This is a genomic window from Rhodococcus sp. (in: high G+C Gram-positive bacteria), assembly GCF_049299235.1.
Classification (GTDB): domain Bacteria; phylum Actinomycetota; class Actinomycetes; order Mycobacteriales; family Mycobacteriaceae; genus Rhodococcus.
This window is the reverse complement of the sequence record NZ_JBAQXC010000372.1, coordinates 1-12,974: the sequence shown is the minus strand read 5'-3', so window position 1 is coordinate 12,974 and position 12,974 is coordinate 1. Positions and strand designations below refer to the sequence as shown.

The window sequence follows — 12,974 nt, the reverse complement described above, 5'->3', positions numbered from 1 at the left end:
TAGATCGTCACAGCAGCGAACGGCCCGGTCGGAGTGCACTCCGACCGGGCCGTTCGCTGCTGTGACGATCTATCCGAAACGACCCGAGATGTAGTCCTCGGTGGCCTTCTGCGTCGGATTCGAGAAGATCTTCTCGGTGTCGTCGATCTCGATGAGCTTGCCCGGCTTGCCGGTGGCCTCGAGGTTGAAGAACGCCGTCTGATCACTCACTCGTGCGGCCTGCTGCATGTTGTGGGTGACGATCACGATCGTGAAGTCCTGCTTGAGTTCGGTAATCAGATCTTCGATCGCGAGGGTCGAGATCGGATCGAGCGCCGAGCACGGCTCGTCCATGAGCAACACGTCGGGCGAAACCGCGATCGCCCGGGCGATGCACAGACGCTGCTGCTGACCACCCGACAGGCCGCCACCCGGCTTGTCGAGTCGATCCTTGACCTCGTTCCACAGGTTCGCGCCGCGCAGCGACCGCTCGGCGATCTCGTCGAGCGACTTCTTGTCCCGCGTGCCCTGCAGTTTCAGGCCGGCAACGACGTTGTCGCGGATCGACATCGTCGGGAACGGGTTCGGCCGCTGGAACACCATGCCGATCGTCTTGCGGACACCCACCGGATCGACCGACGCGTCGTAGATGTCCTCGCCGTCGAGCATGACCGAGCCCTCGACGCGGGCGCCGGGGGTGACTTCGTGCATGCGATTGAGCGACCGCAGCACGGTCGACTTGCCGCAACCCGACGGGCCGATGAACGCGGTGACGTTGCGCGGAGGCACCGACAAGGTCACGTCGGCCACGGCGTGGAACTTGCCGTAGAAGATGTTGACGTCCTTGAGATCCAGACGCTTGGCCATTATCGGCTCCCTACTGGTGTATCGATGTCGACGAGTGGATGCACAGCGGCTACTTCGAGGTGCCGACCTGCGAGAAGCGGCCGATGAGTTTGGCAGCGATGTTCAGCACGGCGATGACCAGGATGAGGGTCAGGGCTGCGCCCCAGATGCGCATCGAGCCGGCTTCGGTGGGGTTGTTCATCTCGGCGACCATGACGCCGGGCAGCGAACCCATCTCGCCGCCGAACAGATTGAAGTTGATGAACGGCGCGTAGCCGACCAGGATCAGCAGCGGTGCGGTCTCGCCCATGACGCGGGCCAGCGCGATCATGATGCCGGTGATGATGCCGGGCATCGCGGTCGGCAGCACAATACTGGCGATCGTCTTCCATTTCGGAACGCCGAGGGCGTACGACGCCTCACGCAGGTCCTGCGGCACGATGCGCAGCATTTCCTCGGTGTTGCGCACGACGACCGGCACCATGAGCAGCACCAGCGCCAGCGACACCGCGAATGCGGACTTCGGGAACCCGAAGGTGGCGATCCACAAGGCGTAGATGAACAGTGCCGCGACGATCGAGGGCACACCGCTGAGGATGTCGACCATGAACGTCGTGATCCGGGCGAGCTTGGATCCGGATGCGTATTCGACGAGGTAGATCGCGACGAACACGCCGAGCGGAATGGAGATGACCGCGCAGACGAGGCCTTGCAGCAGCGTGCCGATGAGAGCGTGATAGATACCGCCGCCCATCGACGACGCGCTCAGGCCGCTGAACGAGTTAGTGAACCACGTCGCCGACAGCAGCGCGGACATGCCCTTCGAGATCACCGTGAACAGCACCCACGCGAGCGGCACCAACGCGACCAGCACGGACAGGGTGACCAGCACGGTCGCCGTGTGGTCGGTCAGGCGGCGGCGGATACCGACACCTTGGAAGGTCGGCCCCTTGACGGGCGAGTCGAGAACGGTCGTCGACATGGGTCAGTCCTTCTTTCCGGCGACCACCATGCGGGCCGCGGCATTGACCACGAAGGTGAGCACGAACAGCACCAGACCCGCGGCGATGTAGGCACCGGCCTGGATGTCGTTGTTGAACTCGGCGTATCCGAGTGCGATCTTCGACGCGATGGTCGCGCCGCCGTCGAACAGCGACCACGAGAACGCCTGCGAGGTGGTCCGCAGGATCATGTACAGCGCCATGGTCTCGCCGAGCGCGCGGCCGAGGCCGAGCATCGAACCGCTGATGTACCCGGACTTGCCGAACGGGATCACGGTGGTCCGCACGACCTCCCAGCGCGTGGCGCCGAGCGCGAGCGCGGCCTCGACCTGTGCGACGGGGGTTTGCACGAACACTTCGCGGCTGACCGCGGCGATGGTCGGCAGGATCATCACGGCGAGCACGATGCCTGCGGTGAAGATGGTGCCGCCGCCGACGATGGAGCCGGAGCCGTCCGCGAACAGCGGGAACCAGCCGAGGTTGGTGTTGAGCCACTCCGCGAACGGGCGGATGGCCGGGGCCAGCACCAGCAGACCCCACAGGCCGTACACGATCGACGGCACCGCGGCGAGCAGGTCGATGACGTATGCGAGGGGCTTCTTGATCCGGTCGGGGCAGTACTCGGTGAGGAAGATGGCGATACCCAGTGCCACCGGCATCGCCAGCAGCAGGGCGAACAACGACACCAGCACGGTGACCTGGAACAGGTCGAGCACACCGAAGGCCATCTTGTCGATGTCCTGGGTGACCCAGTCACGGCTGGTCAGGAAGTTGACGGTGTTGCGTTGCAGTGCCGGAACCGCCCGCCACACGAGGAATACGGCGATGGCGCCGATGATCACCGAGATGAAGGCGGCGGATCCGGTGGCCAGCGATCCGAAGATCCGGTCGCCGGGCCTACTCACCGATTTCCGCGCACCGGTTGGGGATTCAGGAATCGTGGCCTCCGGGGGGTTACCGTGCGGACCGCCCGCCCCTGTGCCCTCTGGTTCGGGGGCAGGGGTGCGAGATGCCGAAGTGGTTGGCGCGTCACTCATCTGCGCTCGCAATCTCTGTAAGCATGAATATAGATCGGGCCGGTCGTCGCACTGCGGCAGATCAGCCGATTGCGTTGATGGATTCGGTCAGCTTGGCCTTGAACGAGTCGGGCAGCGGGGTGTAGCCCTGCTCGGACAGTCCCGCCTGGCCTTCGTTCGCGGCGCTGGTGAGGAACGACTTGACCGCCGCGGACGTGTCGGCGTCGTAGCCGCCGGAGCACACGATCTCGTAGGTCGCGAGAACCAGCGGGTACGCGCCGGCCTCGGTGGTGCCGTAGATCGACGACAGGTCGAGGGTCAGGTCGCCGCCGCCGGTGCTGGCGAACGCAGCACCTTCGATGGCCTTGCCCGCGGTCGCCTCGGTGAGCTCGACCGGACCGGAGCCGGTGTCGATCTGCGCGATGCTCAGATTGTTCTGCGTCGCGAAGGAGCTTTCGACGTAGGTCACCGACCCCGGGGTGGTCGCGACGGCCTGGGCGACACCCGCGGACCCCTTCGCGCCCTCACCGATGCCGCCGGTGAAGTCGGAGCCTGCGCCGCTGGTCCATGCGCCGGCCGAGGCGGCCTCGAGGTACTGCTGGAAGTTGTCGGTGGTGCCCGACGAGTCCGAGCGGACGATCGCGGCGATGGGCTGGTCCGGGAGCGTCGCACCGCTGTTGAGCGCGGCGATGGCCGGATCGTTCCACTTGGTGATGCCACCGTTGAAGATCTTGGCGATGATCTCGCCGTTGAGAACCAGGTTGTCGACGCCGTCGAGGTTGTAGGCGATGGCGACCGGGCCGAACACGAGCGGCAGGTTCCACGCCGGGTTGCCGGCGCAACGCTCGGCGGCCTGTGCAGCCTGGTCGCCCTTGATCGCCGAGTCCGAGCCTGCGAAGTCGATCTGGTTGGCGATGAACTGGGTGCGGCCGTCACCCGAACCCGACGGGTTGTAGGCAACGTTGACGTTCTTACCCTTGTCGTTGCACACAGCGATGTAGGTCGACACGAAGTCGTCCATCGCATTCTTCTGTGCGGACGAACCGGCCGCCGACAGCGTCGACTTGCCCTCGCAATCGGCGTTCGAAGCCGAAGCGTCGACCGTGACCTCGCCGGCGTTGTTGTCGCTTCCGCACGCGGTCAGAGCAAGGGCTCCTGCTGCCACCACACCGAAAAGGGCGCCACTGCGCTTGAAGTTCACCTGTTCTCCTCCGGAATTCGCGGCCGAGCAGGCACCGGTCGAAATCCGGCACCGGGCCGAAACGGCTCGACCCGTAGAGGAAATTTAGAGGCGGTCCGTAGCCGGTCAGGGGTTCGTTGGTGAACGCAAGGTTAATCAACACCGAATACATGGTCGGTGCATGACCTCGATCACATTATATTTTCCCAGTACGTGACTGTAGTCACGCGAAATTTCGGTCCACTACCGGGCGTCGCCCTCTCGCGCATAGGCGACGTCCACGTGGAACCGGTCGAAGCCGAGCCGGCCGTAGGTGTTCAGTGCCGCGGTGTTGTCCCCCTCGACGTAGAGCAGCACGGTACGAAGACCGCCCGCACGCAGATGATGAAGACCCGCCAGCGTCAACATTCTGCCCAGGCCCCGCCCCTGCGCCTGCGGGTCGATCCCCACCACATATACCTCACCGAGCGCTTCGGTCGTGTCGGCGGCGGCATGCACCTTGGTCCAATGGAAGCCGAGAAGGCGCGTGGGGTCGTCCCGATCGAAAGCCAGGAACAGCCCGGCCGGGTCGAACCAGTTTTCCGCACGGCGTTCGGCGATGTCGCGCGCGGTCCAGTCGCCCTGCTCCGGATGCCACGCGAACGCGGCCGCATTGACCCGCAGCAACTCCGAATCATCGTCCGGCCCGCGGTAGGTTCGCACCGTCAGCGCGTCGGGAACGTCGAGGCCGGGGAGTTCCGGATCGGTGAGGGACCGGCGCAACTGCAACAGTTCCCGCACGCCGACGAGGCCGAGTCGGGCCGCGACCGCGCGTGCCGCCGGCAGGTCGCCGTGCGCCCACACCCGGGTGGCCTCGCCCCCCGCAGCCAAGGCTGCCTCGACGAGTTCCGTGCCGAGTCCGCGACCGCGATGCCGGGGATCGACGACGACCTCGGCCATCGCGGTGTGTTCGCCGTGGCCGGGCACCAGAACCGCCCAGCCGGTGATCTCACCGTCGATGCCGGTCACGAGATGCCGGGCTTCGTCACTGCGGCCGAGCGAGTGCACGCCCTGTTCCGAGACGGGGGCGGTGCCGTCGGCGCTGGTGGCACGGTCGAGAACCGCACATATCGCGGCGGCGACGTCGGGTGTGGGACGCGTATCGAATTCCATCCCGTCGAGGTTAATCGGCGACGCCGTCGTCGGGGTCGTCGAATTCGACGGCCGCGACGCCGCCCTTACCCGACTTGCTGGTGGGGCGGACCGCCTTGTAGCCGACGTTGCGGACGGTGCCGATGAGCGATTCGTACTCGGGGCCGAGCTTGGCCCGCAAGCGTCGGACGTGAACGTCGACCGTGCGGGTCCCACCGAAGAAGTCGTAGCCCCAGACCTCCTGCAGCAGCTGAGCCCGGGTGAACACGCGGCCGGCGTGTTGCGCGAGGTATTTGAGGAGTTCGAACTCCTTGTACGTCAGGTCGAGCGGACGACCCCGTAGCCGCGCCGTGTAGGTGCCCTCGTCGATGGTCAGCTCACCGAGTGTGATCTTGCCGGTGTTCTCGGGAGCGACCGCACCGCCGGTGCGCCCGAGGAGCAATCGCAGCCGCGCATCGAGTTCCGCCGGGCCGGTCGTGGTGAGCAGGATGTCGTCGAGTCCCCACTCCGGGTTGACCGCGACGAGCCCACCTTCGGTGAGCACAGCGACGACGGGAATCGCCGATCCGGTGCTCCCGAGCAGCCGGCACAGCCCTCGGGCCGCAGCGAGTTCGGTGCGGGCATCGACGATCGCGATATCCGCGGAACTCGCCTCCAGGAGCGAGGACACCTCGGTCGGCGCAGGACGGACCGAATGCGCGAGCAGCGACAGGGACGGCAACACCGCGTCGGGGTTGGGGTCGGAGGTCAGCAGGAGCAGTTCCACCGGGCCTCCGTTCTTGTGTCGTGAGCGTTTCTTCGCCTATGAACGACGCGCTACAGATTAACGCCCCATTTGTTACCACCGTGTTAGCACGGCGATGCCGCCTGTCGACGCTTCGGTCACAATGGTGGGCGTGCGCAAATTGATCCTCGGTCTCGCAGTCCTGCTCGGAGTCGCCCTGCTCGTCGATTTCGGTGCTGCCGCGTGGTCCGAGTACCGGGTGTCGCGGGCCCTGCGCGAAGGCGGCGCGCTGACGTCCGATCCCGCCGTGAACATTCACGGCTTCCCATTTCTGACACAGGCCCGCGACGGGCGCTTCGAGAACGTGGAGATCCGTGCCCAGGGGGTGCCCAGCGCCGCGCTCGGCGATATCACCATCGAAGCAAACCTGATCGGCGCGCACGCTTCGGCAGCGGAACTGCTCGACGGGTCGATCCGGTCGGTGCCGGTAGATCTGCTCTACGGGCGGGTTCGAGTTGACGCGACCGAATTGGGACGGCTCTACAACATCCCCGACCTGCAGATTTCTGCTCCGCCGGCCAGTAAGTCGGATGGCACCGGCGGATCCGGAGGTTCCGGCCCGACCACTGCGGGTGGGGTCGTCCTCACCGGCACCGTCCCGGTCGGCCCGATCACCGCCCAGGTGAGTGTCCAGGCCGATCTGGTGCTGGACGGCGACCGGATCCACATCGTCGCGTCCGACCTGTACTTCGGTCCCGAAGGCGGTGCCGACTACACGGTGCCGGATGTGCTGAAGCCGGTTGTGCTTGGTCTGTTCACCACGACGATCGAGCCGCAGGATCTGCCCTTCGGTGTGCATCCGACATCCGTGGAGGCGCGCGGCTCACAGATCGTCATCGAAGGCGAAGCCCACAACACCGTCATCGACCTCGACGCGGTGCAGCGACTGTGATCGGAATCATCGTTCTGCTCGTGGTCGTCGTCGCCGCCCTCGCGGTCGGCACCGCGCTGCGTTCCCGGTCCGGCACCGTACGCGCGGTCACCGCCGGGTCGGAGTCGGCAAACGTCGACCCACTGCTGACCGAACTCGGCATCGGTGTCGGCCCGGAACCGACAGTGTTGCATTTCTCCGCTCCGTGGTGCGGCCCGTGCGTGGCCGTGCGACGCATCGTCACCCAGGTGATCGACACGATCACCGCTACTGCCGACGGTTTGCCGATCCCGAGGGACGTCGAGGTCGATCTCGACGGAAACCCGGAACTGGCAAAGAAACTCGGCGTGCTGTCGTTGCCGACGACGTTTCTGTTCGACGCCGGCGGCACCGAGCGGTTCCGGGTTTCGGGTGTTCCGAACGCCGCTGACCTGGCCACTGCTCTGCTTCCGCTGCGCACCCCTCGGGATTCTCTTTCCTGAGAACTTCGCTACACTCCGTGACGTGCATTCCCGCCAAGAGCTGATGCTCACCCGACGCCGCGCAGTCGATCTGTGCCGCCTCGGTGGCTGTTGTTGTTCCTGCTGATCACTTCGGCCTCGACGTCCGGCGCCCTCGGCACGTCGATTCAGACACAACGATGTGATCGCCCCGCGGTCGACCGACCGCATCCGGCAACTCGATCCGCCATGCGCGCGCCCTCGATTCCCGCAGGAGCACCCCCGATGTCCGTTTCAGTTTCCTCACCCGGCACCGTCACCCACGTCGATGTTCGTGGCCCCCGGTTCGCCGCCTGGGTCACCACCGCCGTCCTCGTCGTCGTACTGGCCGCGTCGACGTTCTCCGCCACCGCAGCGGGCGTAGTACTCGCCGCGCAGACCGTGGTGTTCGCCCTCGGCGCGGCGCTCGGGCCGCGACGCAGTCCGTACGGTCGTCTCTTCGCGGCGCTGGTGGCGCCACACCTCGGTGCGCCGACCGACACCGAACCCGCGGCGCCGCTACGTTTCGCGCAGCTCGTCGGGTTCGTGTTCGCTGCTGTCGGCACCGTCGGCTTCCTCTCGGGTGCGGCCGTCATCGGGGCGGTCGCCGCCGGGTTCGCGCTGTTCGCCGCGCTACTCAACGCCGCGTTCGGAGTGTGCCTCGGTTGCCGGATCCATCCGCTGGTGACGCGCCTGCGTCCCGTGTCTCCCTGATCGTGCCGCCTCAGACCGTTCCCTCCCGACTTCCGCAGTGTCACCACCGAAAGGAAAATCCATGGCTCGCTCCGATGTCCTGGTCTCCGCCGACTGGGCAGAGCAGAACCTCAACGCCCCGTCGGTCGTCTTCGTCGAGGTCGACGAGGACACCGCCGCCTACGACGGCGGCCACATCGACGGCGCGATCAGGCTCGACTGGCGCAAGGACCTGCAGGACAGCGTCCGCCGCGACTTCCTGAACCAGGAACAGTTCTCCGAACTGTTGTCCGCCAAGGGCGTCGCCAACGACGACACCGTGGTCCTGTACGGCGGCAACAACAACTGGTTCGCGGCCTACGCCTACTGGTACTTCAAGTTGTACGGTCACCAGGACGTCAAGCTGATCGACGGCGGCCGCAAGAAGTGGGAGCTCGACGGTCGTGAGCTGTCGAAGGACACCGTCACCCGCACTGCAACCGAATACACGGCGTCCACGCCGGACACCTCGATCCGCGCGTTCCGGGACGACGTGATCGCCGCGATCGGCAAGGTCAATCTGGTCGACGTGCGCTCCCCCGACGAGTTCTCCGGCAAGATCCTCGCTCCCGCGCACCTGCCGCAGGAGCAGGCGCAGCAGCGCGGCCACGTTCCCGGCGCCATCAACATTCCGTGGAGCACCACCGCGAACGAGGACGGCACCTTCAAGTCCGACGAGGACCTCGCGAAGCTGTACGCGGACAAGGGCTTCGACGACTCCAAGGAAACCATCGCCTACTGCCGCATCGGCGAGCGCTCGAGCCACACCTGGTTCGTGCTGCAGGAGATCCTCGGCAAGCAGAACGTCAAGAACTACGACGGCAGCTGGGTCGAATACGGCTCGCTGGTCGGCGCACCGATCGAGTTGGGAGCATAGGAAACATGTGCGGAGCACCCGTTCAGAGTCAGAGCCTGCCTTCGGGCGTCGATGTCGAGAAGGAAACGGTCATCACCGGCCGCGTCCTCGATGCCGACGGACAGCCGGTCGGCGGCGCGTTCGTGCGCCTGCTCGACGGCACCGGTGAGTTCACCGCCGAGGTCGTCGCATCCGCGACCGGCGACTTCCGCTTCTTCGCCGCACCCGGCGACTGGAAGGTTCGTGCGCTCTCGAGCGCCGGTAACGGTGACTCGACCATCAGCCCGAGCGCTGCCGGTGTGTACAACGTCGACGTGACCGTCGCTGCGTAGCAGCACCGCTGCGTAGCAGCGTCAGCAGCACCGCTGCGTGCAGCGTCAGCAGCACCGCTGCGTGCAGCGTCAGCACAGCTCATCGAGGGCCCCGTTCCGATCCGGAACGGGGCCCTCGATGCACCGCGGCTCAGTTGCCGACCGAATCCCGCTCTCGCTCCTCCTGCGCGAGCGCGCCGATCCAGTCGACGATCTTCTCGCTCTCCCAGTACCAGGGATCGTGCGGATTGTTGTTCCAGTACGCGATGTGCTGAATGAACGCGAGGAAGATGTACGGCTTCAGGACGAGCTCGACCACGCCACTGTTGTCCTCGACGAAGCCCGCTCCCTCGGCACGCAGCTTTTCTTGCACGACGGGCAGGCCCGGACCCACCGCCCAGTCGAGGATCTCCCGGAGCCGGTCGGGGCCGAGGTTCGCGTCCGGCACCGGCCGGGTCTTGTCCGCGACCACGCGCAGGACGTCGAGCAGCGATTCGTCGGACTGCCACCAGTCGTCGCCCGAGACGATGTGTGCGGCCGCGCGCGCCGCCATCGTGGACACCACTCGCTCGGCGTCGGCGATCGTCTGGAGGGGATTCGCGAGGGTGAATCGCATCTGCCCGAGAACACCGAGTGCCAGTTCGAGGACCGCGATCTCCTCGGGTGCGTCGCACGCGATGTCGTAGGGGCGGCAGGCGTGCTGGATGCGGTCGGTGAGGTCCCCGTAGTCAGCGGGTTCGGAGGACATGAATCCGCCGCCCGACGGGCCCGGGGCACCGAGAGAATCGACGCCGGCAGGGCGGTAGGGATCGCCGATCAGGACGACCCCGGCCACGTCGTCGGGTCCCACATGGGCGTCGGCGGGCCGATGCCCGAGTTCCCGGGCGACACGCTCGACGACCTCGCCGCCGACGCTATAGCCGACGAGCGCGAATCGCGTGCGGTCCCCGCACCGGGTCTTCTGCTCGTCGAGGATGCGGTTTGTCGAGGCGACCCCGGCGGCCACCGAATCCTGGTAGGTGGGCACGTCCTGGAACAACCCGAGACCGTAGGTGGCCGGATACGGCACGTACATCCAGCCCACCGAACCCGGGTACCGGCTTTTCGCCTCCCCGACGGGGACGGTGATGTTGCCGACCCAGTTGGACCACAACTGCCGTGTCTCCTCCTCGATCGGATTTCGATCTGCGGTCGAGTCGGTGGCGCCGGAGACGGCGACAACCAACAGGTCCGGGCAGTCGAGCGCCGCGTTGTCCGGGTGTACGGCCGGCCCGGCCCCGGGGAGGGACGACCCGCTTCCCGGGGCCGCGGCGGCGACCGGTACGGACACGGAGACGGCAGCGAGCACCACTGCGGCGAAAACGGTGGCACGAAACGGGCGCACTCAACCTCCGAAGGCACGTGATGAATCGGTCGAAGCGACCGAATCGGACGAACTGTAGTCGCCGCGACCGTCGACCTCGGTGCCGGTCCCCCACCGCCGATTTTCGCGGCCCGGCACCGAGGTTTAAGATGTGCCCGTGGTCATCTTCTTCGAGCTTCTTCTCGTCCTGGCAGCGCTGCTCATCACGTGGTTCACGCTGTACACCATCTACCGCCTGGTCACCGACGAGTCCTGACGGCCGAACGCGGTGGCAACCCCCGAACACGGTGACAACCCCGGTGTCGTTCGCGGCAGCGGGGACAAGGCCGTCGCCGACGCCGTCGAGCGCGCCGAGTCGACCGCACACCTGAACGTTCCCGCCCTTCCGGGGCTCCCTCTGCCCGAGGACACCGCGAACCTGCGGCTCGGCCCCGACCTGCACCCGGCGTTGCTGGCGCTGTTGCCCATGGTCGGTGTGTGGCGCGGTGAAGGTGAAGGCAACGACGCGGAGACCGGCGACTACCATTTCGGCCAGCAGATCGTCGTGTCGCACGACGGTGGCGACTATCTGGTGTGGGAATCACGGTCGTGGCGGCTCGACGACAACGGTGCGTACACGGTCCCGGATCGCCGCGAGAGCGGCTTCTGGCGGGTGGCCGGCCAGGATGTGGCGGGCAGCGCCGACCCCGAGTTCATCGAGTTGCTGATCAGCCACAGCTCCGGTGTCGTCGAGCTCTACTACGGAACGGCGTTGACCCAGTCGTCGTGGGAGATCGCAACCGATGTGGTGATCCGCAGTAAGTCCGGTGAGGTCGTGGGCGGTGCCAAGCGCCTGTACGGGATCATCGAGGGCGGCGACCTCGCGTATGTCGAGGAACGCATCGTCGCGGACGGCGACCTGAAGCCGCATCTGTCGGCGCGGCTGTCACGTCATATCGGCTGAACCGCCGAGACTTCGCGTTCTCGCGCACCGCACCGCCGGAAGACGGCCGTGCCGGAAGACGCCTCGCCGGAACACGGAGAGCGGCCCCCGAGTCGTTCCGGCGAGGATGGACGCATCCAATCTTCGCCGGTCCCGGCCGGACAGACCGGGGACTCGAGGGCCGGGTGACTACCTGGGATTCGCCAGCCGCGCACGCGGTCGGTGAATACCGTCGTCGGCGACAGCGGCTAGCCGGCAGCCACCTCACGTGTCCGACATTCACTCATTGTCCAGACCACCTCCTTCCTCGTGTACGGACGAAGGTACGCCGCGGTCGGCGAGCGGGCAACGGATTATTTTCGGCTGTGTGAACGGACCTCGACGACCCGGTCCGCGGCCGTGCCGACGGGCAACTGGTGGGTGACCACGACCACCGTACGATCGGCGGCGACCAGGCCCGACGTCCGATCGAGCAACAGCCGCTGCAGGCGGGCACCGTCGTCGGCATCGAGGTGTTCGGTCGGTTCGTCGAGCAGCAGCACCTGCACCGGGGACAACAATGCGCGCGCAAGCAGGAGCCGTCGGCGTTGACCACCCGACAGCGCGCGGGCGCCGCCCTCCAACGTCGTGTGCAGCCCGTCCGGCAGACCGGACACCCACTCGCCCAGCCCAACGGACACAAGTGCAGCGGTCGCTGCGGCCTCGTCGACGTCGCCGCGCGCCACACGCAGGTTCTCGAGCACCGACGTCTCGAAGAGATGAGCGTCCTCGGCGAAAAAGCCGACGCGGCGACGGAGTTCTGCCGGGTCGACGTCGCCGACCGCGACACCGTCGAGGCTCGCGGTCCCCGATGCCGCGGGCAGTAGACCGGCCAGCGTCATGATCATGCTGGTCTTGCCGCTGCCGCTGGCTCCGACGATCGCGACGCGCGCGCCGGGCGGCAGATTCAGGTCGATGGGTTCCGAGGCCCGGCCGTCCGGCCAGCCGCTGCACAGGTCCACGGCGCGGAGCAGGCCGGGCCCGTCGGCGGGCAGGGTTCCGTATCGGACCGGCCGGTCGGCGCGGTCGAGCAGATCGGTGATCCGGCCCGCCGCGATCCGCGCACGGATCAGCGTCAGCGCCGCAGCCGGCATCGTCCCTGCCGCCTCGAACGCGGCGAGCGGCAGCAGGACGAGGATGCCCAGCGACATCGGGCTCATCGTCGGATCCGACGCGAACGCCGCGATGCCGACGAGCAGTGATCCCAGCACGCTCGCGCCGACGGCGAGCGGTGTGGCAGCGTCGGCGAATGCGGCCGGGGCCGCTGCCCGATCGGTCGCGGCGACCACCGCGTCGTTCTCCGTGTGGGCCCTGTCCAGGGTCGTGTCGAGCCGGCCGGCGACCCTCAGTTCCGCGGCGTGGTCGAGCACCGTGACGGCGTCCTGAACGAACCGGGCACGGGCCTGGGCTCCGTCGGTTTCGGCTCGGGCGGCGGCCCACGCGGACAGCCACGGGGCGAGCACC

General features: G+C 67.0%; 15 protein-coding genes. 7 read left to right on the top strand and 8 right to left on the bottom strand.

The features are described from left to right. Positions 1-69: 69 nt before the first annotated feature. The 6 genes from pstB to WAX14_RS23105 all read right to left on the bottom strand — a co-directional run bounded on the left by pstB (position 70) and on the right by WAX14_RS23105 (position 5,919). Positions 70-846 carry a phosphate ABC transporter ATP-binding protein PstB gene (pstB, locus tag WAX14_RS23130; protein ID WP_422630380.1) on the bottom strand — a complete coding sequence of 259 codons (777 nt, stop codon included), beginning with the start codon at positions 844-846 and terminating at the stop codon, positions 70-72. A gap of 49 nt (positions 847-895) precedes the next feature. Beyond that, on the bottom strand, positions 896-1,807 hold the full coding sequence (gene pstA / locus WAX14_RS23125) for a phosphate ABC transporter permease PstA (protein WP_422630379.1): 912 nt from the start codon (positions 1,805-1,807) through the stop codon (positions 896-898). A gap of 3 nt (positions 1,808-1,810) precedes the next feature. Beyond that, positions 1,811-2,863 (bottom strand): phosphate ABC transporter permease subunit PstC, encoded by a 1,053-nt coding sequence (pstC, locus tag WAX14_RS23120; protein ID WP_422630378.1) that lies wholly within the window; start codon positions 2,861-2,863, stop codon positions 1,811-1,813. A gap of 61 nt (positions 2,864-2,924) precedes the next feature. Beyond that, entirely contained in the window at positions 2,925-4,043 is a 1,119-nt protein-coding gene (gene pstS / locus WAX14_RS23115; RefSeq protein ID WP_422630377.1) for a phosphate ABC transporter substrate-binding protein PstS, read from the bottom strand. 222 nt (positions 4,044-4,265) lie between these two features. Beyond that, the gene (gene mshD / locus WAX14_RS23110) at positions 4,266-5,174 is read right to left on the bottom strand and encodes a mycothiol synthase (RefSeq protein WP_422630376.1); all 909 of its coding nucleotides are present in this window, start codon (positions 5,172-5,174) and stop codon (positions 4,266-4,268) included. A 10-nt stretch (positions 5,175-5,184) separates the two neighbouring features. After that, positions 5,185-5,919 (bottom strand): winged helix-turn-helix transcriptional regulator, encoded by a 735-nt coding sequence (locus WAX14_RS23105; RefSeq protein WP_422630375.1) that lies wholly within the window; start codon positions 5,917-5,919, stop codon positions 5,185-5,187. Positions 5,920-6,049: 130 nt separating this feature from the next. Between WAX14_RS23105 and WAX14_RS23100 the strand changes: the two genes are divergently transcribed. The 6 genes from WAX14_RS23100 (at position 6,050) to WAX14_RS23075 (ending at position 9,207) form a co-directional block, all read left to right on the top strand. Beyond that, positions 6,050-6,829, top strand: coding sequence for an LmeA family phospholipid-binding protein (locus WAX14_RS23100; protein ID WP_422630374.1), 780 nt, complete (start codon positions 6,050-6,052; stop codon positions 6,827-6,829). Further along, positions 6,826-7,290, top strand: a complete 465-nt coding sequence (locus tag WAX14_RS23095; protein WP_422630373.1) for a thioredoxin family protein — start codon at positions 6,826-6,828, stop codon at positions 7,288-7,290. Before WAX14_RS23100 ends, WAX14_RS23095 begins: the two co-directional genes overlap by 4 nt. Beyond that, on the top strand, positions 7,220-7,396 hold the full coding sequence (locus WAX14_RS23090; protein WP_422630372.1) for a putative leader peptide: 177 nt from the start codon (positions 7,220-7,222) through the stop codon (positions 7,394-7,396). Before WAX14_RS23095 ends, WAX14_RS23090 begins: the two co-directional genes overlap by 71 nt. 137 nt (positions 7,397-7,533) lie before the next feature. Beyond that, complete coding sequence (locus WAX14_RS23085; protein WP_422630371.1) at positions 7,534-8,001, top strand: DUF4395 domain-containing protein; 468 nt, start codon at positions 7,534-7,536, stop codon at positions 7,999-8,001. Between the two features lie 61 nt (positions 8,002-8,062). Then, the gene (locus WAX14_RS23080; protein WP_422630370.1) at positions 8,063-8,896 is read left to right on the top strand and encodes a sulfurtransferase; all 834 of its coding nucleotides are present in this window, start codon (positions 8,063-8,065) and stop codon (positions 8,894-8,896) included. Between the two features lie 5 nt (positions 8,897-8,901). Beyond that, positions 8,902-9,207 carry a DUF1416 domain-containing protein gene (locus WAX14_RS23075; protein ID WP_422630369.1) on the top strand — a complete coding sequence of 102 codons (306 nt, stop codon included), beginning with the start codon at positions 8,902-8,904 and terminating at the stop codon, positions 9,205-9,207. Positions 9,208-9,337: 130 nt separating this feature from the next. Here the strand turns inward: WAX14_RS23075 and WAX14_RS23070 are convergent, their stop codons facing one another. Then, positions 9,338-10,570, bottom strand: coding sequence for a cutinase family protein (locus WAX14_RS23070; RefSeq protein WP_422630368.1), 1,233 nt, complete (start codon positions 10,568-10,570; stop codon positions 9,338-9,340). A gap of 247 nt (positions 10,571-10,817) precedes the next feature. Between WAX14_RS23070 and WAX14_RS23065 the strand changes: the two genes are divergently transcribed. Continuing rightward, positions 10,818-11,492, top strand: a complete 675-nt coding sequence (locus WAX14_RS23065; protein ID WP_422630367.1) for an FABP family protein — start codon at positions 10,818-10,820, stop codon at positions 11,490-11,492. A gap of 332 nt (positions 11,493-11,824) precedes the next feature. Here WAX14_RS23065 and cydC read toward each other — a convergent pair. Further along, positions 11,825-12,974: thiol reductant ABC exporter subunit CydC (gene cydC, locus WAX14_RS23060; RefSeq protein WP_422630366.1), on the bottom strand; the 1,150-nt coding region annotated here is incomplete at its 5' end.

Bases quoted from the DNA above. Each gene is read 5' to 3' on its own strand.
- pstA (WP_422630379.1), bottom strand. From the start codon at position 1,807: ATGTCGACGACCGTTCTCGACTCGCCCGTCAAGGGGCCGACCTTCCAA.
- WAX14_RS23075 (WP_422630369.1), top strand. From the start codon at position 8,902: ATGTGCGGAGCACCCGTTCAGAGTCAGAGCCTGCCTTCGGGCGTCGAT.
- pstB (WP_422630380.1), bottom strand. From the start codon at position 846: ATGGCCAAGCGTCTGGATCTCAAGGACGTCAACATCTTCTACGGCAAG.
- WAX14_RS23080 (WP_422630370.1), top strand. From the start codon at position 8,063: ATGGCTCGCTCCGATGTCCTGGTCTCCGCCGACTGGGCAGAGCAGAAC.
- WAX14_RS23085 (WP_422630371.1), top strand. From the start codon at position 7,534: ATGTCCGTTTCAGTTTCCTCACCCGGCACCGTCACCCACGTCGATGTT.
- mshD (WP_422630376.1), bottom strand. From the start codon at position 5,174: ATGGAATTCGATACGCGTCCCACACCCGACGTCGCCGCCGCGATATGT.
- pstC (WP_422630378.1), bottom strand. From the start codon at position 2,863: ATGAGTGACGCGCCAACCACTTCGGCATCTCGCACCCCTGCCCCCGAA.